This window comes from Magnetospirillum sp. SS-4 (assembly GCF_902729425.1).
GTDB lineage: Bacteria > Pseudomonadota > Alphaproteobacteria > Rhodospirillales > Magnetospirillaceae > Phaeospirillum.
The window spans coordinates 239,360-260,935 of record NZ_CACVCH010000001.1; the positions used below are offsets into that span (position 1 = coordinate 239,360).

At 67.2% G+C, this 21,576-nt stretch carries 20 protein-coding genes and 1 tRNA gene; 12 read left to right on the forward strand and 9 right to left on the reverse strand.

The features are described from left to right. Positions 1–42: 42 nt before the first annotated feature. From MTBSS4_RS01195 to MTBSS4_RS01205, 3 genes are all read right to left on the reverse strand, one after another. Positions 43–921 carry a 3-hydroxybutyryl-CoA dehydrogenase gene (locus MTBSS4_RS01195; RefSeq protein WP_173981552.1) on the reverse strand — a complete coding sequence of 293 codons (879 nt, stop codon included), beginning with the start codon at positions 919–921 and terminating at the stop codon, positions 43–45. Between the two features lie 44 nt (positions 922–965). Continuing rightward, entirely contained in the window at positions 966–1,901 is a 936-nt protein-coding gene (locus tag MTBSS4_RS01200; RefSeq protein WP_173981553.1) for an electron transfer flavoprotein subunit alpha/FixB family protein, read from the reverse strand. 132 nt (positions 1,902–2,033) lie between these two features. After that, complete coding sequence (locus tag MTBSS4_RS01205) at positions 2,034–2,783, reverse strand: electron transfer flavoprotein subunit beta/FixA family protein (protein ID WP_173981554.1); 750 nt, start codon at positions 2,781–2,783, stop codon at positions 2,034–2,036. 211 nt (positions 2,784–2,994) lie between these two features. Here MTBSS4_RS01205 and uvrB point away from each other — a divergent pair, with 211 nt between their 5' ends. Continuing rightward, the gene (uvrB, locus tag MTBSS4_RS01210; protein WP_254432332.1) at positions 2,995–5,049 is read left to right on the forward strand and encodes an excinuclease ABC subunit UvrB; all 2,055 of its coding nucleotides are present in this window, start codon (positions 2,995–2,997) and stop codon (positions 5,047–5,049) included. A 13-nt stretch (positions 5,050–5,062) separates the two neighbouring features. Here the strand turns inward: uvrB and tldD are convergent, their stop codons facing one another. Beyond that, entirely contained in the window at positions 5,063–6,496 is a 1,434-nt protein-coding gene (gene tldD / locus MTBSS4_RS01215) for a metalloprotease TldD (RefSeq protein ID WP_173981556.1), read from the reverse strand. A 78-nt stretch (positions 6,497–6,574) separates the two neighbouring features. Between tldD and MTBSS4_RS01220 the strand changes: the two genes are divergently transcribed. After that, complete coding sequence (locus tag MTBSS4_RS01220; RefSeq protein ID WP_173981557.1) at positions 6,575–7,870, forward strand: DUF3422 family protein; 1,296 nt, start codon at positions 6,575–6,577, stop codon at positions 7,868–7,870. Between the two features lie 105 nt (positions 7,871–7,975). Here MTBSS4_RS01220 and MTBSS4_RS01225 read toward each other — a convergent pair. Beyond that, positions 7,976–8,050, reverse strand: a tRNA-Gly gene (locus tag MTBSS4_RS01225). A gap of 198 nt (positions 8,051–8,248) precedes the next feature. On the opposite strand from MTBSS4_RS01225, the gene trxA reads away from it, so the two are divergent. The 7 genes from trxA to MTBSS4_RS01260 all read left to right on the forward strand — a co-directional run bounded on the left by trxA (position 8,249) and on the right by MTBSS4_RS01260 (position 13,459). After that, positions 8,249–9,166 (forward strand): thioredoxin, encoded by a 918-nt coding sequence (gene trxA, locus MTBSS4_RS01230; protein ID WP_173981558.1) that lies wholly within the window; start codon positions 8,249–8,251, stop codon positions 9,164–9,166. Between the two features lie 11 nt (positions 9,167–9,177). Further along, positions 9,178–9,831 (forward strand): LON peptidase substrate-binding domain-containing protein, encoded by a 654-nt coding sequence (locus tag MTBSS4_RS01235; protein WP_173981559.1) that lies wholly within the window; start codon positions 9,178–9,180, stop codon positions 9,829–9,831. Between the two features lie 9 nt (positions 9,832–9,840). Beyond that, positions 9,841–10,038, forward strand: coding sequence for a Trm112 family protein (locus MTBSS4_RS01240; RefSeq protein ID WP_173981560.1), 198 nt, complete (start codon positions 9,841–9,843; stop codon positions 10,036–10,038). Next, positions 10,035–10,478 carry a gamma-butyrobetaine hydroxylase-like domain-containing protein gene (locus tag MTBSS4_RS01245; protein WP_173981561.1) on the forward strand — a complete coding sequence of 148 codons (444 nt, stop codon included), beginning with the start codon at positions 10,035–10,037 and terminating at the stop codon, positions 10,476–10,478. The genes MTBSS4_RS01240 and MTBSS4_RS01245 overlap by 4 nt, the downstream gene beginning before the upstream one ends. A 3-nt stretch (positions 10,479–10,481) precedes the next feature. Next, a complete protein-coding gene (gene ybaK, locus MTBSS4_RS01250) occupies positions 10,482–10,952 on the forward strand; it encodes a Cys-tRNA(Pro) deacylase (protein ID WP_173981562.1) in 471 nt (156 codons plus the stop codon). A 75-nt stretch (positions 10,953–11,027) separates the two neighbouring features. Next, complete coding sequence (locus MTBSS4_RS01255) at positions 11,028–12,674, forward strand: glycosyltransferase family 39 protein (RefSeq protein WP_173981563.1); 1,647 nt, start codon at positions 11,028–11,030, stop codon at positions 12,672–12,674. Then, the gene (locus MTBSS4_RS01260; protein ID WP_173981564.1) at positions 12,671–13,459 is read left to right on the forward strand and encodes a phosphatase PAP2 family protein; all 789 of its coding nucleotides are present in this window, start codon (positions 12,671–12,673) and stop codon (positions 13,457–13,459) included. The genes MTBSS4_RS01255 and MTBSS4_RS01260 overlap by 4 nt, the downstream gene beginning before the upstream one ends. Positions 13,460–13,468: 9 nt before the next feature. On the opposite strand, the gene MTBSS4_RS01265 is transcribed toward MTBSS4_RS01260, so the two are convergent. From MTBSS4_RS01265 to MTBSS4_RS01280, 4 genes are read right to left on the reverse strand one after another with little or no spacing between them, the layout of a single operon-like run. Continuing rightward, positions 13,469–14,110 carry a response regulator transcription factor gene (locus MTBSS4_RS01265; protein ID WP_173981565.1) on the reverse strand — a complete coding sequence of 214 codons (642 nt, stop codon included), beginning with the start codon at positions 14,108–14,110 and terminating at the stop codon, positions 13,469–13,471. After that, a complete protein-coding gene (locus MTBSS4_RS01270; RefSeq protein ID WP_173981566.1) occupies positions 14,107–15,714 on the reverse strand; it encodes an ATP-binding protein in 1,608 nt (535 codons plus the stop codon). The genes MTBSS4_RS01265 and MTBSS4_RS01270 overlap by 4 nt, the downstream gene beginning before the upstream one ends. Further along, positions 15,714–16,316: a response regulator transcription factor gene (locus tag MTBSS4_RS01275; RefSeq protein ID WP_173981567.1), complete on the reverse strand. Its 603-nt coding sequence runs from the start codon at positions 16,314–16,316 to the stop codon at positions 15,714–15,716. Before MTBSS4_RS01275 ends, MTBSS4_RS01270 begins: the two co-directional genes overlap by 1 nt. Beyond that, positions 16,313–18,265, reverse strand: coding sequence for a PAS domain S-box protein (locus MTBSS4_RS01280; protein ID WP_173981568.1), 1,953 nt, complete (start codon positions 18,263–18,265; stop codon positions 16,313–16,315). The genes MTBSS4_RS01275 and MTBSS4_RS01280 overlap by 4 nt, the downstream gene beginning before the upstream one ends. Before the next feature lie 116 nt (positions 18,266–18,381). Here MTBSS4_RS01280 and MTBSS4_RS01285 point away from each other — a divergent pair, with 116 nt between their 5' ends. The 3 genes from MTBSS4_RS01285 (at position 18,382) to MTBSS4_RS01295 (ending at position 21,463) form a co-directional block, all read left to right on the forward strand. After that, entirely contained in the window at positions 18,382–19,392 is a 1,011-nt protein-coding gene (locus MTBSS4_RS01285) for a TRAP transporter substrate-binding protein (protein WP_173981569.1), read from the forward strand. An 89-nt stretch (positions 19,393–19,481) separates the two neighbouring features. Further along, positions 19,482–20,183, forward strand: a complete 702-nt coding sequence (locus MTBSS4_RS01290) for a TRAP transporter small permease (protein WP_173981570.1) — start codon at positions 19,482–19,484, stop codon at positions 20,181–20,183. Continuing rightward, positions 20,180–21,463, forward strand: a complete 1,284-nt coding sequence (locus MTBSS4_RS01295) for a TRAP transporter large permease (protein WP_173981571.1) — start codon at positions 20,180–20,182, stop codon at positions 21,461–21,463. Before MTBSS4_RS01290 ends, MTBSS4_RS01295 begins: the two co-directional genes overlap by 4 nt. Positions 21,464–21,576 lie beyond the last annotated feature (113 nt).

Sequence of the window (21,576 nt, forward strand, 5' to 3'; positions counted from 1 at the left end):
CCCGGGGTCTTCCGCCCTTCGACGTTTGGCCGGATGCCCGGATCAGCGGGTCGGAACCGGGGTCTCGCCGGTGTAGTCGTAGAAGCCGCGGCCGGTCTTGCGGCCCAGCCAGCCGGCCTCCACATACTTCACCAGCAGCGGGCAGGGGCGGTACTTGGTATCGGCGAGGCCGTCATGCAGCACCTGCATCACCGCCAGGCAGGTGTCGAGGCCGATGAAGTCGGCCAGTTCCAGCGGTCCCATGGGATGGTTGGCGCCCAGCTTCATGGCGGTGTCGATGCAGGTCACCGAGCCGACGCCCTCGTACAGGGTGTAGACCGCCTCGTTGATCATCGGCAGCAGGATGCGGTTGACGATGAAGGCGGGGAAGTCCTCGGCCGAGACCGGCTTCTTGCTCAGCTTCAGGGTCATGTCGCGGACGAGGTTGAAGGTCTCCTCGCTGGTGGCGATGCCGCGGATCAGTTCGACCAGCTGCATCACCGGCACCGGGTTCATGAAGTGCATGCCCATGAACTTGGCGGGACGGTCGGTGGCGGCGCCCAGGCGGGTGATGGACAGCGACGAGGTGTTGGACGCGATGTGGCATTCCGGCTTCAGGACCGGGCACAGCTGCTGGAAGATCGCCTTCTTGATCTTCTCGTCCTCGGTGGCGGCCTCGATCACCAGATCGGAATCGCGGAAATCGTCATAGCTGGTGGTCGGCTTGATACGCCCCAGGGTGGCGGCCTTGTCGGCCTCGGACAGCTTGCCCTTGGAAACGGCGCGGCCGAGATTCTTGTCGATGACGCCAAGGCCGCGCTTCAGCGCCTCGTCGCTGATGTCGAGCAGGATGATATCAAACCCCGAGGCGGCGCAGACATGGGCGATGCCGCTCCCCATCTGGCCCGCGCCGATGACACCGATTTTCTGGATAGCAGTCATGAAAGGCTCCCGATTGATGGGCTTTGGCAGCGTTGAAACGAATATTACTTGCCGAGCTCGGCCACGAGTTCGGGAATCACCTTGAACAGATCGGCGACGAGTCCGTAATCGGCCACCTGGAAGATGGGGGCCTCCTCGTCCTTGTTGATGGCGACGATGACCTTGGAATCCTTCATGCCGGCGAGGTGCTGGATGGCGCCCGAGATGCCGACGGCGATGTAGAGGTCGGGGGCGACGATCTTGCCGGTCTGGCCGACCTGGAAGTCGTTGGGCACGAAGCCGGCGTCGACGGCGGCGCGCGAGGCGCCGACGGCGGCGCCCAGCTTGTCGGCGACCGCGTCCAGCAGGTGGAAGTTGTCGCCCGACTGCATGCCGCGTCCGCCCGAGACGATGACACGGGCAGAGGTCAGCTCGGGACGCTCGGACTTGGACAATTGCTGGCCGACGAAGGCGGACAGGCCGGCATCATTGCCGGCGGCGACGGCCTCGATCGACGCCGAACCGCCGGTCGCGGCGGCGGCCTCAAAGCCGGTGGCGCGCACCGTGATCACCTTGACCGCGTCCTTGCTCTGCACGGTGGCGAGCGCGTTGCCGGCATAGATCGGCCGCACGAAGGTGTCGGCCGCGACCACGGCGGTGATCTCGGAAATCTGCGCCACGTCCAGCAGGGCGGCGACGCGCGGCGCCACGTTCTTGCCGGTGGTGGTGGCGGGCGCCAGGATGTGGGAATAGCCCGTGGCGAGGCCGACGATCAGGTCGGCCAGCGGCTCGGCCAGATGGTGGGCGTAGAGGGCGGCGTCGGCCACCAGAACCTTGGCCACGCCGGCGATGTTCGAGGCGGCCTCGGCCACCCCGCCGACGCCGGAACCGGCCACCAGCACATGGACGTCGCCGCCGATCTTTTGAGCGGCGGCGACGGTGTTGAGCGTGGCGGCCTTGAGCGCGCTGCCCTCGTGTTCTGCCAGAACCAGAATGGTCATGGTTCGGATGTCCTTCTCAGTTTTGATCCAGGCCACAGATAAACGCAGATTAAGGATATTCATGCGCCGAAGGCGCGATCACTCCTCTTTTTCATCTGTGTTTACCTGTGTTCATCTGTGGCTCATTAACGCTTAAATCACCTTCGCTTCATTGCGCAGCTTGTCCACCAGGGTGGCCACGTCGGGCACCTTGATGCCGGCCTTGCGCTTGGGCGGTTCCTCCACCTTCAGCGTCACCAGCCGGGCCGACACGTCGATTCCCAGATCGGCCGGGCTCATGGTGTCGATCGGCTTCTTCTTGGCCTTCATGATGTTGGGCAGGCTGGCATAGCGCGGCTCGTTCAGGCGCAAATCGGTGGTCACCACCGCCGGCAGCGTGAGGCTTACCGTCTCGAGGCCGCCATCGACCTCGCGGGTCACCGTCGCCGCGTCGGCGCCGATCTCGACCTTGGAGGCGAACGTGCCCTGCGGCCGGCCCAGCAGCGCCGCCAGCATCTGGCCGGTCTGGTTGGAATCGTCGTCGATCGCCTGCTTGCCCAGGATGATCAGGCCGGGGGCTTCCCTCTCCACCAGCGCCTTCAGCAGCTTGGCCACCGCCAGCGGCTGCACCTCGTCGTCGGATTGCACCAGGATGCCACGATCCGCCCCCATGGCCAGCGCGGTGCGCAAGGTCTCCGACGCCGCCGCCGGACCAACCGACACCACCACGATCTCGGCGGCCTTGCCGGCTTCCTTCAGCCGCACAGCCTCTTCCACCGCGATCTCGTCGAACGGGTTCATGCTGAACTTCACGTTCTGCGTCTCGACGCCGGAATTGTCGGCCTTGACCCGGATCTTGACGTTGTAGTCAATCACCCGCTTGACCGCGACCAGGATTTTCATGCGTCCCTCAAGTCTCTGATCCGACAACGGAATTAATCGGCATTGCCAGACGTAATTCGGTATTGCAATGCACAATATGACGGTCTCTTCATGATGTCAACGACACCGGGACAAAGACACGCGACGACCGGACGGATCAATCAGCGGCTCCCGCGCGGCCACGCCTTCCTCTATACTCCCGCCCATGACCCGTCCGCCGCCCTTCGACTTCATGGAACGCCCGTCCTTGCCCCAGGGCGAGGCGACGTTCGAGATCGTCTCCGACTACCGCCCGGCCGGCGACCAGCCCCAGGCCATCGACGCGCTGTCGGCGGGAGTGGAGGCGGGAGAGCGCGATCAGGTGCTGCTGGGGGTCACCGGATCGGGCAAGACCTTCACCATGGCCCACGTCATCGCCCGCACCAGGCGTCCGACCCTGGTACTGGCCCCCAACAAGACCCTGGCGGCGCAGCTTTATTCCGAGATGAAGGGTTTTTTCCCCAACAACGCCGTGGAATACTTTGTCTCGTATTACGATTATTACCAGCCCGAGGCCTATGTCCCGCGCACCGACACCTACATAGAGAAGGACTCGGCGATCAACGAGCAGATCGACCGCATGCGCCACGCCGCCACCCGCGCCTTGTTGGAACGGCGCGACGTCATCCTGGTGGCGTCGGTCTCGTGCATCTACGGCATCGGTTCGGTGGAATCCTACGCCCGCATGACCATTCCGCTGAAGGTGGGGGAACGCATCGAGCGATCCGACCTGCTGAAGCGGCTGGTGGAACTGCAATACACCCGGAACGACGCCGCCTTCGAGCGCGGCGCCTTCCGGGTCAAGGGCGACGCGGTCGACATCTTTCCGGTCCATTACGAGGACCGCGCCTGGCGGCTGTCGCTGTTCGGCGACGAAATCGAATCCATCAGCGAGTTCGACCCGCTGACCGGCGAGAAGACCTGTTCGCTGGCCGAGGTCACCGTCTATCCCAGCAGCCATTACGTCACGCCGCGCCCGACCATCACCCAGGCCATCAAGGGCATCAAGGCGGAACTGAGGGAGACGCTGGAGCGCTTCAACGCCGAGGGCAAGCTGCTGGAGGCCCAGCGCCTGGACCAGCGCACCGCCTTCGACCTGGAAATGCTGGAGACCACCGGCCACTGCAAGTCCATCGAGAACTATTCCCGCTACCTTACCGGCCGCCGGCCGGGCGAGCCGCCTCCGACCCTGTTCGAGTACCTGCCCGAGGACGCACTGCTGATCGTCGACGAAAGCCACGTCACCGTGCCCCAGATCGGCGGCATGTACCGGGGCGACTTCAATAGAAAGAGCGTTCTGGCCGAATACGGCTTCCGCCTGCCGTCCTGCGTCGACAACCGGCCGCTGAAGTTCGAGGAATGGGAGCTGATGCGGCCGCAGACCGTCCACGTCTCGGCCACCCCCGGCCCGTGGGAGATGGAACGCACCGGCGGCGTCTTCACCGAGCAGGTCATCCGCCCGACCGGGCTGGTGGACCCGGTCTGCGTGGTGCGGCCGGTGGAACGTCAGGTCGACGACCTGCTGGCCGAGGTCCGCCATGTGTCGCGCCAGGGATACCGCACCCTGGTCACCACCCTGACCAAGCGCATGTCCGAGGACCTGACCGAGTACCTGCACGAGGCCGGCATCCGGGTGCGATACCTGCATTCCGACATCGACACCCTGGAACGCATCGAGATCATCCGCGACCTGCGCCTGGGCGCCTTCGACGTGCTGGTGGGCATCAACCTGCTGCGCGAAGGCCTCGACATCCCCGAATGCGCCCTTGTCGCCATCCTGGACGCCGACAAGGAAGGCTTCCTGCGCTCGAAGACCTCGCTGGTCCAGACCATCGGCCGCGCCGCCCGCAACGTGGACGGCCGCGTCATCCTCTATGCCGACAAGATGACCGCCTCGCTGGACTACGCCATTTCCGAGACCAATCGCCGCCGCGAAAAGCAGCAGGCCTACAACCAGGCCCACGGCATCACCCCGGAAAGCGTCCGCAAGTCGATCACCGACGTCATGCACAGCGTCTACGAGCAGGACTACGTCACCGTCGCCGCCGATGGCGACAGCCACGCGGTGGGCAAGAACCTGGCCCAGGTCAAGGCCGACCTGGAAAAGCGCATGAAAGCCGCCGCCGCCGACCTGGAATTCGAGGAGGCAGCCCGCCTCAGGGACGAACTGCGACGGCTCGACGCGGTCGAATTGGGACTGGACCCGCCCCCGTCGGCCAAGCGGCCCCGTCGGCGGGAACGGCGCTGACGCCGCCGGCGGCCTATGTCGCCGTGCCGCCCACCGTCAGGCCGTCCATGCGCAGCGTCGGCTGGCCGACCCCCACCGGCACCCCCTGGCCGTCCTTGCCGCAGGTGCCGATGCCGGGATCGAGTTCCAGGTCGTTGCCGATCATGGAGACGCGGGTCATCGCGTCGGGGCCGTTGCCGATCAGGGTGGCGCCCTTGACCGCCGGACCGATGCGGCCATTCTCGATCAGATAGGCCTCGGAGGCGGAGAACACGAACTTGCCGCTGGTGATGTCCACCTGGCCCCCGCCGAAATTCACGGCGTAGATCCCCTTCCCGACCGAGGCGATGATCTCGCCCGGGTCCTTGCCGCCGGCCAGCATGAAGGTGTTGGTCATGCGTGGAATCGGGGCGTGGGCATAGGATTGCCGGCGACCGTTGCCGGTGGGCGCCACCCCCATCAGCCGGGCGTTCATGCGGTCTTGCAGATAACCCACCAGGATGCCGTCCTCGATCAGAACGGTGCGCGACGAGGGCGTGCCCTCGTCGTCGATGGAAATGGAGCCGCGCCGGTCCGGAAGGGTGCCGTCGTCGATCACGGTGACGCCGGGGGCGGCGACCCGCTGGCCGATCTTGCCGGCGAAGGCGGAGGTGAGCTTGCGGTTGAAATCCCCCTCCAGCCCGTGCCCAACCGCCTCGTGCAGCATCACGCCGGGCCAGCCCGGCCCCAGCACCACGGTCATCTCGCCGGCCGGAGCCGGAATCGAGGCCAGGTTGACCTCGGCCTGGCGCAACGCCTCGTCCACCGCATGGCGCCAGTCGGCCGGCGCCATGACGCCACCATAGGTGATGCGCCCGCCCAGTCCATGGCCGCCGGTTTCCATGCGCTCGCCCTCGGCCAGCACCACGCTGACGTTGAGCCGCACCATCGGACGGATGTCGGCGGCCAGCATGCCGTCGGGACGGATGATGCAGACTGCCTGCCACGCCCCCGACAGCGAGGCCGAAACCTGACGGACGCGCGGGTCCCTGGCGCGGGCGTGGGCGTCGATCTCTTCCAGCAGCCTGACCTTGTCCTCGAACGGCACCAGCCCCAGCGGATTGAGCGAGGTATAGAGCGGCCGGGCCAGCCGGTGCGGCCCCTGGGCCAGGTGGCCCGAGCGGCCGCCCCTGACGGCCCTCACCGTCTCTCCGGCGCGGCGGATGGCCTCCGGCGTCAGTTCGGTGGCGTGGGCGTAGGCGTGGGCCTCGCCCATCACGGCGCGCAGGCCGAAGCCCTGGGCGGTATCGAAGCTGGCGCTCTTGATCTGGCGGTCGTCGAGGACCACGGTCTCGGACTGCCGGTATTCCAGGAACAGTTCGCCATCCTCGGCTCCGGCCAGGGCGTCCTCCACCAGACGGCGGACCGCGGCCTCGTCGAGACCGGCGCGGTCGAAAAACAGCTCGTGGGCCATGGCGGAATGGGGCATGGGGGCTCCTGCGGCAAGGTGGCGGCATCACGCCGGACAGTGTAGATTCCAGCATCTCTCATCGGAGACATATGGGCAATGATCGAGGCCGCGCCAATCCGCACCATCGGCTTTCGCGAACATTCCCAGCGCCGCGCCCTGGCCGGCGAGGTTCATGCGCGCCCCTATGAAACGCTGAGCGCTCCGGTGCGGGCCTCGCATCTGGCGCAGGTCGGAGCCTCGCCGGACGACGAGCGCGCCCATCTCGCCGTCCTGCTGGCCGGCCACGGTGCCGAACCGCCGGGCGATGGCGCCGCCTATCTCGTCCGCGACCTGGGCGGCCTGCGCCTGCGCTGGGAACGGCATTCGGAATTCTCCACCTACACCGCGCTGCGCTTCGATCCGTTCGAAACCCCGTTCGCGGCCGGAGCCCTGGACCTGCTGCCCGCCGACTGGCTGGAGAGCCTGCCGGGCGAATTGCTGACCGGCGTCCACGTCGCGGTGGCCGGCGACCTGCCGGACGACCTCGGGCCGCTGTTCGACGGCAACCCCCTGATCGGTTCGCGCGTGCTGGGCGGGGCCGGCGAGGCCTGGACCGATTTCCGCCTGCACGCCGACGGTTTCGGCCGTTTCGCGGTGCGCGACCTGGGGCTGACGCGGGGCCAGACCGGACGACTGGTCCAGCGGCTGCTGGAAATCGAGACCTACCGCATGATGGCGCTGCTGGCCTTTCCCCTGGCGCGGAAGGCGGCCGGCGAAATCGGCCGCGTCGACCGCGACCTGGGCGGCATCGTCACCCAACTGGCCGACCCGGCCGTCAGCCAGAACGACCGGGAATTGCTGGAGCATCTGACCCGTCTCGCCGCCGAGGCCGAGCATCTGGACGCCGCCACCAGCTTCCGCCTGTCGGCCGCCAAGGCCTACCACGCCATTGTCACCACCCGCATCGCCGAACTGCGCGAGGACCGGATTCCCGGAATCCAGACCATCGCCGAATTCGCCGAACGCCGGCTGGGACCAGCCATGAAGACCTGCGAATCGGTTTCGGAACGCCAGCAATTGCTGTCGACGCGGGTATCCCGGGCCGGCGACCTGCTGCGCACCCGCGTCGATATCGCGCTGGAGGAAAAGAACCGCGACCTGCTCAATTCCATGAACCGCCGCGCCGAGCTTCAGCTGCGGTTGCAAGAAACGGTCGAGGGCCTGTCGGTGGTGGCCATCAGCTATTATCTGCTGGGCCTGCTGGGCGCCCTGGCCAAGGGGCTGAAATCGGCCGGACTGCCGGTGAACGTCGATCTGGCGGCCCTGGTCGGCCTGCCGGTGGTGGCCGGCGCGGTATGGCTGGGAGTGCGCCGCCTGCGCAAGGTCATCGTCCACAAGGACGGGGAAACGTGACGTCGGCCGGGGCCGACATCCACAGCCCCCAGGCTTCCCCGGAAAAGCGAAAGGCCGGACACTGGGTCCGGCCTGTCTCGTAACGCTTTGGCTTCTTTGGTCCGATGGAGCGGGCGAAGGGATTCGAACCCTCGACCCCAACCTTGGCAAGGTTGTGCTCTACCCCTGAGCTACGCCCGCTCTATCCGGCGTTTCCGTCCGCCCTGCGGCGTTCGGAGGCCCGGATAATACGAAAAGTCGCGACCGACGCAAGCACTTTTTCGCACGATGTTCCAGGCGGTGTTTCCGTGGCGGATTTCGGGGCTTTGCACTTGCCAGCCGGCGGGGGACGGTCCATCTATTGCGGGTCTGAGTGTTGAATGGAAACGAGCGACTGCCATGGACCTGACTTTCAACGCCGGCGCCAAGCCCCCGGCGGGCAGCGCGGCCGCCGACCTGATCAAGGACGGCCGCACCGCGACCTTCGTCGCCGACGTCATCGAGGCCAGCCGCAAGGTGCCGGTGATCGTCGATTTCTGGGCGACATGGTGCGGCCCGTGCAAGCAATTGGGGCCGGCCCTGGAAAAGGCGGTCCTCGCCGCCAAGGGCGCCGTGCGCATGGTCAAGATCGACGTGGACAAGAACCAGGATCTGGCCGCCCAGTTGCGGGTCCAGTCGGTTCCCACCGTCTACGCCTTCAAGGACGGCCGGCCGGTGGACGCCTTCACCGGCGCCGTTCCCGAAAGCCAGCTGAAACAGTTCATCCAGCGCCTGACCGCCGGGGCGGGGCCGTCGCTGGACGATTACGTCGCCGAGGCCAAGACCATCCTGGCCGAGGGCGACGCCCAGACCGCCGCCGGCATCTTTCAGCAGGTGTTGCAGCATGACCCAGACAACGCCGCCGCCCTGGCCGGCCTGCTGCGCTGCCTGATGGCCCTGGGCGACACCGGGCAGGCGGAAGCCATGCTGGCCCAGGTGCCGCCCGAGATGGCCCGGCACGCCGACATCGCCGCGGTGCGCACCGCCATCGAACTGGCCCGCCATGCCGGCGAGGTTGGCGAGGCGGCCGATTTCCGCCGCCGGCTGGCCCAGAACGCCGACGATCATCAGGCCCGCTTCGACCTCGCCATGGCCTATTACGCCGGCAACGAGCCCGAGGCGGCCGTGGACGAATTGCTGGAGCTGTTCCGCCGCGACCGCGCCTGGAACGACGACGCCGCCCGCAAGCAGCTGGTCAAGATCTTCGAGGCGCTGGGCTTCACCCATCCGCTGGCGAAATCGGGGCGCTCGCGGCTGTCGACCCTGCTGTTTTCCTGAGGATCGTCCAGATGGCCATGAATCGGCGCGCCCAAGCCGAGGACCTGCCGGCCGAACTTCCGGTCTTCGCCCTGTCCGGAACCATCCTGCTTCCCGGCGGCACCATGCCACTGATGGTGTTCGAACCCCGCTATCTCGCCATGGTCGACGACGCCCTGGGAGCCGGGCGGCTGTTCGCCCTGGTCCAGCCCCGGGACGATCTGGCCGGGGTGGCGCCCGGGCTGTACGACACCGGCTGCCTGGCCCGGATCACCGCGTTCGGCGAGACCGGCGACGGCCGCTATCTGATCACCGTCGCCGGGCTGTCGCGCTTTCGCGTCAATGGCGAGACCGACGGCCGTTCCGGCTATCGCCGGGTCCTGGCCGATTACGCCCCCTTCGCCGACGACATCACCGGCGGCGACACCGGACCGGTCGAGCGCCAGCCGCTGCTGGCCATCGTCCGGAGCTATCTGTCCGGACTCGGCATGACCACCGATCTGGCCCAGTTGGACAAGGCCACCGATTCGGAACTGGTGATCCGCCTCGCCATGGCCTGCCCGTTCATGCCGGCCGAGAAGCAGGCCCTGCTGGAGGTCCCCAGCCATGCCGAGCGCTGCCGGCTGATGACCGCCATGATTCAACGCGAGCTGCTGACCGAGTGTCACAGTTCCTCCATCCATTAGGAGGGTCCGATGTCCGAGCGCGCCGCCGCCGCATTCGACACCAAGCTGCTGGAGATTCTGGTGGCGCCCGGCACCCATGCGCCGTTGCGCTACGACGCCGCCGCCCAGGAGCTGATCGACGACAAGGCCGGGCTGGCCTATCCCATCCGCGACGGCATTCCCATCATGCTGGCCGACGAGGCCCGCTCGCTGGAGGACAAGGCATGACCATCACCGAAAAGCCCTGGCCCGAGGAAATCAAGGTCGACAAGGCCGCCCGCACCCTGACGGTGCGGTTCTCCGACGGCAAGACCTTCGTCCTGCCCGCCGAGCTGCTGCGGGTGGAAAGCCCCTCGGCTGAGGTGCAGGGCCACAGCCCCAGCGAGAAGAAGCTGGTGGCCGGCCGCATGCACGTCGGCATCATCGGCGTCGAGCCGGTGGGCAATTACGCCGTCAAGCTGGTCTTCGACGACCTGCACGATTCCGGAATCTACACCTGGGACTATCTCCATGCCCTGGGCGAGCAACAGGACGCCGTCTGGGCGGAATACCTGGAGGAGATGGCGGCGGCCGGCCTGTCGCGCGACCCGGCCCTCTCCAAGGCGCCACCGCCAAAATCCGGCGGCTGCGGCTCGGGCAAGGCGGCGGGAAGCTGCGGCTGCGGCTGAGCCATGTCGAGAACGACCCGCGCCACCCAGGCGCTGGACCGGGCCGGCGTTGCCTATGAGGTCCATACCTACGCCTACGATCCCAGCGCCGGGCGGGTCGGACTGCATGCCGCCGAAAGCCTGGGGGTTTCCCCCGGCATCGTGCTGAAGACCCTGATGATCCTGCTGGACGGCAAGCCGGTCTGCGCCGTGATCCCCTCGGACCGCGAGGTGTCGATGAAGCGGCTGGCTGCGGCGCTGAAGGGCAAGTCGGCCGAAATGATGAAGCCCGCCGACGCCGAGCGCCTGACCGGCTATCGTATCGGCGGCATATCGCCGTTCGGCCAGAAGCGGAGCGTTCCCACCGTGATGGAGCGGGACGCCCTGACGCTGGAACGGGTATTCCTCAACGGCGGGCAGCGCGGCGTCCAGGTCGCCGGCGCCCCCGAGGCGTTCCTGGCGGCGCTGAGGGCGGTGGCGGCCTCCATCGCCTGACGGCCTTGACCACGGGGGCATCTTCGTGCTGTTGATGCCGCCTCGATTTTATCACCAGCGCGGAAAGACCGGGACGTGGATCGTTTGACCCTGGGCTGGCGCCCTTATCTCCTTCTGACCTTGCTGTGCCTGTTCCTCTATCTGCCGGGGCTGGCGACGGTTCCGCCGCTGGACCGCGACGAATCCCGCTTCGTCCAGGCCACCCGCCAGATGCTGGAAACCGGTGATTTCGTCCGCATCCAGTTCCAGCAGGAGATGCGGGCCAAGAAGCCGGTGGGGGCCTACTGGCTGCAAGCCGCCAGCGTCAGCCTGTTCTCGGACAAGGCCAGCACCGAGATATGGCCCTACCGCCTGCCATCGGCACTGTCGGCCTGGGCGGCGGTGCTGATGACCTTCGCCTTCGGCCGCTTCCTGTTCGGGCGCGAGACCGCCCTTGCGGGCGCCGCCCTGCTGGCCTCCTGCCTGATCCTGGTGGCCGAGGCGCATCAGGCCAAGACCGACGCCCTGCTGCTGGCCTGCGCCGTCGCCGCCCAGGGCGCGCTGGGCCGTTTCTACATGGCGTCCCGGGGCGAGGCGGCGACGCCCGGCCCGCTGGTCGCCCTGGTATTCTGGATCGCCATCGGCCTGTCCATCCTGGTCAAGGGACCGGTGATTCCCGCCGTCACCTTGCTGACCATCGCCGCCCTGCTGATCGCCGACAGGCGGGCGGCATGGCTGGTCGGGCTGCGTCCCATGACCGGAATCGCGGTCGCCGCCGCCATCGCCGCGCCATGGTTCGTGGCCATTTCCCAGGCCACGGGCGGCGCCTTCGTCGGCGAGGCGGTCAAGGCCGACCTGCTGCCCAAGCTGCTGGGAGCCCATGAAAGCCACGGCGGCTGGCCCGGCACCTATCTGCTGCTGGCGGCGGTCACCTTGTGGCCGGGTTCGCTGCTGCTGTGGCCAGCCCTGACGGCGGCCTGGCGTGAACGCCTGCGGCCGCAGGTCCGCTTCTGCCTCGCCTGGATCGTCCCGGCCTGGCTGATGTTCGAGATCGTGCCGACCAAATTGCCCCACTACGTGTTGCCGACCTTTCCCGCCCTCACCCTGCTGATGGCGGCGGCGGTGGTCGGCGCCGCTCCCAGCCTGTTCGGACGCGGCGCCAAGATCTGGTACGGCCTGTGGTCGCTGGTGGCGCTGGCGCTGGCGGCGGCGGTGGTGATCGCGCCGCAGCAATTCGGTCCCGGCTTCGCGCTGATCAGCATTCCATCCGCCCTGGCCATCGCCGGCACGGGCCTGCTGGCGGCGTGGCTGGCGGTGAAGGAACGCCTGCGCCCCGCCGTCATGGCCCTGACGGTGACGGCGGTCACCGCTTTCCAGGTGGTGTTCGCCGGGGTGATGCCCCAGCTCGACGCCCTGTTCATCAGCCGCGCCGCCGCCGAGCTGGTGGCCCAGCGCCCCCATCGCGGCGCCGTGGTGGTGGCCGGCTATGCCGAACCCAGCCTGGTGTTCCTGCTGGGCACCGACACGGTGCTGACCAGCGGCCCCAACGCAGCCAATCACCTGAAGAACGGCCCCGCCGCCCTGGTGCTGGTGGCCGACCGCGAGGAACAGGCGTTCTTCGCCCATGCCGCCGCCAATTCGATCCGGCCGGTGGTGGTGGGTCTGGTCAAGGGCTTCAACTATTCCCGCGGCAAGAAGGTGACGCTGACCGCCTACGCGGTGGAAGGCAAGGAAGAGAAGTGAGCCCGCTGGACAACGCCGTCGTGGCCTGGGAACGCGGCGCCGGCCGCGTGGCGGAATACTGGCGGCGCAGCACCGGATTCCGCGGAGGCCTGGCCCGCCAGTGGGCACGCACAATCCGCCGGCCGCTGACCTGGATGACGGTCTATGCCGCCGTCCTGATCGTCCTGGGCTATGTCGGGCTGGACCGGCCGCTGGCCCTGTGGCTGAAGACCCAGGTGGGCGGCGAGTTCGAGGGTTTTCTCAAGACCGTCACCCATCTTGGGCTGGCCGGCCTGTGGCTGGTGCCGTCCGGCCTGCTGTGGATCGCCATCATGCTGGCGTGGCGGGCGGCGCCGCTGCTGGAGATACGGACGCGCCTCGGCCGCGCCGCCTGGATTCCCGCCTTCGTCTTCCTGTCGGTGGCGGTGTCCGGCCTGATCAATCTCGCCCTCAAGAACGGGCTGGGACGCTATCGCCCCCGCGCCCTGTTCGAGGACGGGATCTACGGCTTTGCTCCGCTTACCCACGGCTATCTCACCAACTCGTTCCCGTCCGGCCACACCCAGGCCGCCTTCGCCGCCATGACCGCCCTGATGCTGGTGTTTCCCCGCTATGACGCCCTGTTCATGCTGGTGGCCGTGCTGGTGGCCGCCTCGCGGGTGCTGACCACGGTCCATTTCCTGTCGGACGCGGTGATGGGGGCCTGGCTGGGGGTGGTGGTGACGGTGCTGCTTCACCGCCTGCTGGCCCGTCGCGGCATCGATGTGCGGCTTCGCTTCGAGCGCGACCGCCGCCTGATCGAGTAGAACGCCCGGTCAGGCCGGAACCGGAAGCAGCCCCGTATTCATGTCGGCGAGATCGAGCGCCATGCGGACCAGCGCCGACAGGCTGTCGGCCGCCATCTTTTCCATGACGCGGGCGCGGTGGATTTCGACCGTCCGCACGCTGATGCCAAGTTCCACGGCGGCGGCCTTGTTGGGCAGTCCCTGGACCACCAGCATCATGACCTCGCGTTCCCTGGGGGTCAGGGTGACGAAGCGGGACTGGATGTCGGCGCGGCGGCAGCGTTCCAGATAGGCCCTGCGGCCATGATCGAGGGCACAGCGCACGCTGCGGAGGAACAGTTCGTCGTCGAACGGCTTTTCGATGAAGTCGGCGGCGCCTTCCTTGAGGGCCTGCACCGCCATGGGAACATCGGCGTGGCCGGTGATCACCACCACCGGCATCTCGAACCCCTTGTCCTGGAGATGGCGCAGCAGGCGGAGCCCGCCCATGCCCGGCATGCGGACGTCGGCGACGATGCATCCCGGCTCCGCCCGGTGGCTTTCCACCCGGGCCAGGAACGATTCGGCGTCGGCGTGGGCGACGGCGCTCATCCCGGCGGCATCCAGCAGCATGATCAGGGAATCCCGCACGCCCATGTCGTCGTCGATGACGTAAACCGTCCCGTCGGTCATGCCTGCTCCTCGTCCTGTCGCCCTTGCGCCGCCACCGGCAGCGTGAACCGGAACGAACATCCGCCGGGGCCGTTGGCGGCCAACCGCAGAGTTCCCCCATGCGCCTCGATAATAGTACGGCTGATTGAAAGCCCCAAGCCCATGCCTTCGGCCTTGGTGGTGGAAAACGGCTGGAACAGCCTGTCGCGCTGTTCATCCGGCATGCCGGGGCCATTGTCCGACACCTCGATCTCCACCTGATCCGGTCCCATCCGGCGGGCGGCCAGCCGAATCTCGCCGAAGGACGGGGCGGAGGGCGCGGCCGCCAGTGCCTCGACGGCGTTGCGGATCAGATTGACCAGAACCTGCTGGACCTGGACGGAATCGGCCAGGACCCTGGGCAGCCCCCGTTCCACCACGATGTCCAGGGAAATACCGGCCCGGCCGCATTCCCGGCGCATCAGGGTCGCCGCCTCGCCCATCAGCTCCGACGGCGGACAGGGACGGGGATGGAGCTCCCCCCGGCCGATGAATTCCCGCAGGGTCCGGATGATCATGCCGGCGCGCTCGGCCTGGGCGGCGGCACCATCCAGGGCGGCCCGGACCTTGTCGGGATCGCCGTCGGGCCGGGCCATCAGCCGCCGGGCGGCGCGGGTGTAGGAAATGGTGGCGGCCAGGGGCTGGTTCAACTCGTGCGCCAGCGCCGCCGCCATCTCGCCGACGGTGGACAGGCGGGCATAGCGGGTCTGGCGGTCGAGATGCTCGCGCAGCCTGTCCTCGGCATGGCGCCGTCCGCTGACCGCCGCTCCCAGGAACAGGGTCGACAGGGTCAGGGACAGCATGCGGAACTGATAGGCGGTGACGGAATCCACGCTGCTCACCACCAGCGCGAAGGCGGCGGCGATGACCGAGTGCATCACCACATTGATGGCGATGGCGCCGATCAGGCCGAACCGGGTGGCGACCCAGATGCCCGGCAGGAACAGCAGGAAGAACAGTTGGAGCCCGCCGGCCGACATGCGGCCGACATTGAGCCACAGCACCACCGCCGTCACCACCGTCAGCAGGCCGGTCTCGACCAGCCGTCGCGACGGCAGCCGTCCGGACGGAACGCGCAGAGCCAGCAAGGCCGGCGCCACCACCATCACCCCGATCACGTCGCCGATCCAGGAGCGGGCGACGATGGGGTGAATCTGGGCGATCGGGGGAGGATTGCTTCCCCAGATCACCACCACCTGGGCCATGCCATGGACCAGGGCGGTCAGGGCGACGACGACGATCAGGATGAACAGGTCGTACAGGCCGCCCAGCCGGATGTCGATGCTGCGGCGCAGGAAGGCCGCCGCCGTTCCCCAGCAGGCCAGCACCAGCGCCGCTTCCACCACCGCCTCGGCGAGGGTGGGGGAATGAGCGCCGAACACCAGCGAGGCGCCGGCCTCGCCCAGGATCACCACCGCCGAGAACCGCCAGCCGCCCAGCAGCAGCGCGGCAAGGGCGATGCCGGACGACGGGTCCCAGGGGGCCACGTTGTGCGGCAGGTGATGGGGGATGTGCTCCAACCCCTCCAGCAGCACATAGGCGAGGGTCAGCGCCACCCCGGACGGCAGGGAGCCACGGAGCGGCATCAGCGGGTCCGCGACAGCATGGTGGCCAGCTCCACCGCGGTTCTCACCCCCATCTTCTCGAACACATGGGCGCGATGGACCTCGACCGTCCGCATGGTGATGCCCAGATCGTCGGCGATGACCTTGTTCAGCCGGCCGGCCAGAACCAGATCCATCACCTGACGCTCGCGCTGGGTCAGGCTGTCCAGGCGGGCGGCCACCGAGGCGGCGCCGGCGTCGCTCTCGCGCCGGGCGCTGTCCCAGATCAGGGCCTCGATCACCTTGTCGACCAGGTCGTTGTCGTTGAAGGGTTTCTCGATGAAGTCCCGCGCCCCCTTCTTCATGGCGGAAACCGCCATGGGAACATCGCCATGGCCGGTCAGGAAGATCACCGGCAGACACGACCCCAGATCCAGCAGCCGGTCGAACAGTTCGGGGCCGGTCATGCCGTCCATGCGGATGTCCAGCACCAGACAGCCGCATCGCTGCGCCGACCAGCCCGCCAGGAAGGTCTCGGCCGAGGCGAAGGTCTCGACCGTCACGCCGCGCGACTGGAACAGCCAGGCCAGCGCGTCCCGGATCGCCTCGTCGTCATCGACGATGTAGACCACCCCTGAACTCATGGCCGCTTCTCCGGCAAGGTGAACAGAAAGGCGCTGCCGCCGTCGGGATTGGGCTCGAACCACAACCGCCCCCGATGGGATTCGATGATGGAGCGGCAGATGTTCAGGCCCATGCCCATGCCATCCTCCTTGGTGCTGAAGAACGGGGTGAACAGGCTGTCGGCCACCTCCGGCGGAATGCCGCAGCCGGTATCGGCGATGCGGACCAGCGCCTGCCCGTCCTCGGCGGAGACCCGGACGGACAATATCCGTTCGGGCCGGGGCGATTGCCCCATGGCCTCCATGGCGTTGCGGGTCAGGTTCAGCACCACCTGCTCGATCAGGATGCGGTCGGCCATCACCCGCGGCGATGGATTGTCCAGGTCAAGATCGACGTGGATGCAGCGCTTGCGGGCCTCGGCCTCCAGGAAGCCGACGGCGCCCTCGACCACGTCGTTGAGGGCGCAATTGACCGCCGCGGGCTCGCTCTTGCGCACGAAATCGTGGATGCGGCGGATGATCTTGCCGGCACGGCGCGCCTGCTCGCCCAGCTTGGCGATGGGGGGGGTCAGCTCGGCGGCGTCGACATCGCCGGCGGCCAGACGGTTGAGGCAGCCGGTGGCGTAGCTGGCGATGGCCGACAGCGGCTGGTTCAATTCGTGGGCCAGGGTCGAGGCCATCTCGCCCATGGTGATCAGCCGGGCGGTGCGTTGCAGCTTGTCCTGCTGCTGGCGCGCCATCTCTTCCGAGTGCTTGCGCTCGGTGATGTCGAGGACCGAGGCCATCCAGCCGGTATGGCGGCCGTCGGAATCGATCAGCGGCGCCTCGTAGATCAGGGCGTGGAAGCGTTCGCCGTCCTTGCGCCGGAACACGATCTCGAACCCGTCGGGCGGCGCGTCGCCGCGCAGCACCGCCTGATGCAGGGCCAGGGTCCGCTCGATATCCTCCGGCACCCAGTACGGCATGGGCGGCATCGCCCCCACCAGTTCGTCGGCCGACCATCCCACCATGCGGCAGAACGCCGGATTGACATAGGTGATGCGTCCCTGAAGGTCGCGGGCCCGCATGCCGACGGTCAGCGAATCCTCCATGGCCTTGCGGAAGGCGTGTTCGGTTCTCAGCGCCTGTTCGGCCTGCTGGCGTCGCATGACGTGGCGGCGCAGCGCCCACAGGCTCCACACCGCCGACAGGGCCAGCGCCAGGATGGCGGCCGCCAGGACGTTGCGGGCCAGATGGGGGTTGACGCGGTGGACGGTGGCGAGCAGTTGCAGCCCCTGGCCGGGCGGCTCGAAACGGACCTGATAGCTGAGCCCGCCTCCGGTGGTCGGCACCTGGGCCTTGGCCGCGAGCACGGTTCCGTTGCCGTCGATCACCTCCAGGCGGTAGGTCTGGGTGAACCACCACGGCACATGATGGGTCAGCATGTCGTCCAGGGAGAATATTCCGGCGACGGTTCCGGCGAATCTGCCGGAGACGAAGATCGGCACATGGGTCTCGAAGACGCTGCCGCGTCCATCCAGCAGGAAGGGCGGTCCGTAGACCGGATGGCCGATGGTTCGGGCCAGGGTGAAGGTGTCGTGCCAGACCGGATCGACGCCGCCGTCCTGGCCCTCGGCCGGGGGCGAGGTCCGAAGGACGGTTCCGCCGGCGTCGCGCACGATGATGCGCTCGATCTCCGGGGCATTGGCGATCATGGTCCCGGCCTGAAGCGGGAACGCCCCGGATTCCAGTCCCTCGCGCCCCAGCAGGTCGGCCAGATGGCGCAGCTTCTCGGCGTTGGAGGTCAGGTTGAAATGCAGGTTCTGCTCGACCCACAGCACGTCCTGGATCAGGGAGCGGGTCTCGTCCTCCACCTCGTTGCGATGCAGCAGCCACAGCAGCACCCCCAGCAGCATCACCACCATGCCCATGGCGAGCAGCGGCATGACCTGGATGGCGTCGCGACTGCGCAGCGGCGAAAAAGAGGTCATCGGTGGTCCATGGCTCCCGGACGGACCGATTGTGGATTACCGCAATGGTCGCCGCGACAAGTTTCGATGTAGTCTCCAACCATAGCCTAATACGAAATTCCTGGGAGGAAACCACTATGAAATTGGGCACTTTCATCGCCGGATTCGCCGCCGCCGTCATGATGACCGGTTCCGCCATGGCGCAGCAGGCACCGATCGTCATCAAGTTCAGCCATGTGGTGGCCCCCGACACGCCCAAGGGCAAGGGAGCCGAGTTCTTCAAGAAGCTGGCCGAGGAACGCACCAAGGGCAAGGTCAAGGTCGAGGTCTATCCCAGCAGCCAGCTCTACAAGGACAAGGAGGAGATGGAGGCCCTGCAACTGGGCGCCGTCCAGATGCTGGCCCCGAGCCTGGCCAAGTTCGGCCCGCTGGGCGTCAAGGAATTCGAGGTCTTCGACCTGCCCTTCATCTTCCCGTCCAAGGACGTGCTGCGCTCCGTCACCGAAGGCGGCGTCGGCCGCGGCATGCTGAAGAAGCTGGAGACCAAGGGCATCATCGGCCTGGCCTATTGGGACAACGGCTTCAAGATCATGAGCGCCAACAAGCCGCTGAAGACCCCCGACGACTTCAAGGGCGTCAAGATGCGCATCCAGTCCTCCAAGGTGCTGGACGCCCAGATGCGGGCGCTGGGCGCCCTGCCGCAGGTGATGGCCTTCTCGGAAGTCTATCAGGCGTTGCAGACCGGCGTGGTCGACGGCACCGAGAACCCGCCGTCCAACATGTTCACCCAGAAGATGCATGAAGTGCAGAAGCACGCCACCATCTCCAACCACGGCTATCTCGGCTACGCCGTCATCGTGAACAAGAAGTTCTGGGAAGGCCTGCCGGCCGACATCCGCGCCACCCTGGAAGGCGCCATGAACGAGGCGACCGCCTTCGCCAATTCCATCGCCCAGACCGAGAACGACGACGCGCTGAAGGCCATGAAGGCCGCCGGCAAGACCGAGTTCTACACCCTGACCGCCGACGAGGCCGCCGCCTGGCGCAAGGCCCTGCTGCCGGTCCACCAGGACATGGAAAAGCGGGTCGGCAAGGACCTGATCGACGCTTTCTACAAGGAATCGGCCAAGTTCGGCTTCAAGAACTAGCCAGTCCTCTCCGGCCCGCGTGGACGCCTTCGCCCGGCGAAGCGCCCACGCGGGCCTCTTCACCCTAATCGGCCGCATCGGGGGGCCCCATGCTGAAAATCCTTGACCACCTCGAGGAGTGGCTTGTCACCATCCTCATGGGACTGGCGACGGTCATCATCTTCGTCGCCGTCGTCCATCGCTACGCCTCCGGCGTATCCTTCCTGTACGACATGGTCGGACATCTGGATTTCGGCTGGGCCCAGGAGCTGTGCATCATCATGTTCGTATGGATGGCCAAGTTCGGCGCCGCCTATGGCGTGCGCACCGGCATCCACGTGGGCGTCGACGTGGCCATCAACCGCATGCAGCCCGGATTGCGCGGCAAGTTCATCATCTTCGGCCTGCTGGCCGGCGCCGGCTTCACCGGCATCATCAGCGCCCTCGGCGGCCACTTCGTCTGGGAGAACGGCGCCCAGTACGCCATCTACACCTCGTTCGGCATCCCCACCGGCGACCTCTTCGAGGGACCGGTGACCCCCGACCTGGAATGGCCGACCTGGATCGTCTACAGCGCCATCCCGTTCGGGTCCGCCCTGATGTGCTTCCGCTTCCTGCAAGTCTGCGCCGCCTTCGTCCGCACCGGCGAGCTGCCGCACCACGACCATGGCCACGTCGAGGGCCTGGAAGAGGATCAGGCCGACCCGCAGCGCGCCGGCCAGGACATCAACTGGTTCGCCAGCGACGGCGACATGCATCCCAAGGACATCGCCCACCACGAAGGCCGCAAGGACAAGGAGAACGGGCAATGAGCGCCGCCATCATCTTCGGCCTGCTGTTGGCGCTGATGCTGACCGGCATGCCCGTTTCCATCTCGCTGGGCCTCACGGTTCTGACCTTCCTATTCACCATGACCCAGGTGCCGATTGAGGCGGTGGCGCTCAAGCTGTTCACCGGCATCGAGAAATTCGAGATCATGGCGATCCCGTTCTTCATCCTGGCCGGCAACTTCCTGACCCATGGCGGCGTCGCCAAGCGCATGATCAACTTCGCCACCGCCATGGTCGGGCATTGGCACGGCGGTCTCGGTCTCGGCGCCGTTCTGGCCTGCGCCCTGTTCGCCGCCGTGTCGGGCTCCAGCCCCGCCACGGTGGTGGCCATCGGCTCGATCATGATCCCGGCCATGGCCAAGCACGGCTTTCCAATGAAGTTCGGCACCGGCGTGGTGGCGTCGGCCGGCGGTCTCGGCATCCTGATCCCGCCCTCCATCGTCATGGTGATGTACGCCGTCACCACCAACAGCTCGATCGGCGCCCTGTTCATCGCCGGCGTGATTCCCGGCCTGCTGCTGGCCATCGCCCTGGGCGGCACCACCTGGTTCATCGCCTTCCGCAACAACTATCCGCGCCTGAAGCCCGCCAGTTGGCGCGAACGCATCCGCACCTTCCGCGAGGCGATCTGGGGGCTGCTGCTGATCGTCATCGTCATCGGCGGCATCTACGCCGGCATCTTCACCGCCACCGAGGCGGCGGCGATGAGCGCGGTCTACGCCTTCATCATCGCGGTGTTCGTCTACAAGGACATGCCGCTCCGGGGCGTGCCCAAGGTGCTGCTGTCCTCGGCCAACATGGCGGCGATGCTGCTCTACATCATCACCAACGCGGTACTGTTCTCGTTCCTGCTCACCAACGAGAACATCCCCCACGCCATCGCCGACTGGATCGTCGCCAAGGACATGGGCGTGATCGGCTTCCTGATCGTGGTCAACATCCTGCTGCTGGTCGCCGGCAATTTCATGGAGCCGTCGTCGATCATCCTGATCCTGGCGCCGATCCTGTTCCCGGTCGCCATGAAGCTGGGAATCGATCCGGTCCATTTCGGCATCATGGTCACCGTCAACATGGAAATCGGCATGATAACGCCGCCGGTCGGCCTCAACCTCTACGTGGCCAGCGGCATATCCAAACTGGGAATGACCGACACCACCAAGGCGGCGGCGCCCTGGCTGCTGACCATGCTGGCCTTCCTGATGCTGATTACCTATGTCCCGGAAATCTCCCTGTGGCTGCCCCGGACGCTGGGCATGCTGTAGGAGACATCGCCGACCCTCCGGCAGGCCGCCCAGCGATGGGGGCCTGCCGTTTTTTTTGGCCCGGCGGAAAGGGCGGCGGCTTGCCCCCACTGGACGGCGGCCGGCAATTTCGC

Bases quoted from the DNA above. Each gene is read 5' to 3' on its own strand.
- MTBSS4_RS01285 (WP_173981569.1), top strand. From the start codon at position 18,382: ATGAAATTGGGCACTTTCATCGCCGGATTCGCCGCCGCCGTCATGATG.
- MTBSS4_RS01200 (WP_173981553.1), bottom strand. From the start codon at position 1,901: ATGACCATTCTGGTTCTGGCAGAACACGAGGGCAGCGCGCTCAAGGCC.
- MTBSS4_RS01220 (WP_173981557.1), top strand. From the start codon at position 6,575: ATGATCGAGGCCGCGCCAATCCGCACCATCGGCTTTCGCGAACATTCC.
- MTBSS4_RS01290 (WP_173981570.1), top strand. From the start codon at position 19,482: ATGCTGAAAATCCTTGACCACCTCGAGGAGTGGCTTGTCACCATCCTC.
- uvrB (WP_254432332.1), top strand. From the start codon at position 2,995: ATGGAACGCCCGTCCTTGCCCCAGGGCGAGGCGACGTTCGAGATCGTC.
- ybaK (WP_173981562.1), top strand. From the start codon at position 10,482: ATGTCGAGAACGACCCGCGCCACCCAGGCGCTGGACCGGGCCGGCGTT.
- MTBSS4_RS01295 (WP_173981571.1), top strand. From the start codon at position 20,180: ATGAGCGCCGCCATCATCTTCGGCCTGCTGTTGGCGCTGATGCTGACC.
- MTBSS4_RS01245 (WP_173981561.1), top strand. From the start codon at position 10,035: ATGACCATCACCGAAAAGCCCTGGCCCGAGGAAATCAAGGTCGACAAG.
- MTBSS4_RS01265 (WP_173981565.1), bottom strand. From the start codon at position 14,110: ATGACCGACGGGACGGTTTACGTCATCGACGACGACATGGGCGTGCGG.
- MTBSS4_RS01195 (WP_173981552.1), bottom strand. From the start codon at position 921: ATGACTGCTATCCAGAAAATCGGTGTCATCGGCGCGGGCCAGATGGGG.
- MTBSS4_RS01240 (WP_173981560.1), top strand. From the start codon at position 9,841: ATGTCCGAGCGCGCCGCCGCCGCATTCGACACCAAGCTGCTGGAGATT.
- tldD (WP_173981556.1), bottom strand. From the start codon at position 6,496: ATGCCCCATTCCGCCATGGCCCACGAGCTGTTTTTCGACCGCGCCGGT.
- MTBSS4_RS01280 (WP_173981568.1), bottom strand. From the start codon at position 18,265: ATGACCTCTTTTTCGCCGCTGCGCAGTCGCGACGCCATCCAGGTCATG.
- MTBSS4_RS01205 (WP_173981554.1), bottom strand. From the start codon at position 2,783: ATGAAAATCCTGGTCGCGGTCAAGCGGGTGATTGACTACAACGTCAAG.
- MTBSS4_RS01270 (WP_173981566.1), bottom strand. From the start codon at position 15,714: ATGCCGCTCCGTGGCTCCCTGCCGTCCGGGGTGGCGCTGACCCTCGCC.
- trxA (WP_173981558.1), top strand. From the start codon at position 8,249: ATGGACCTGACTTTCAACGCCGGCGCCAAGCCCCCGGCGGGCAGCGCG.
- MTBSS4_RS01275 (WP_173981567.1), bottom strand. From the start codon at position 16,316: ATGAGTTCAGGGGTGGTCTACATCGTCGATGACGACGAGGCGATCCGG.
- MTBSS4_RS01235 (WP_173981559.1), top strand. From the start codon at position 9,178: ATGGCCATGAATCGGCGCGCCCAAGCCGAGGACCTGCCGGCCGAACTT.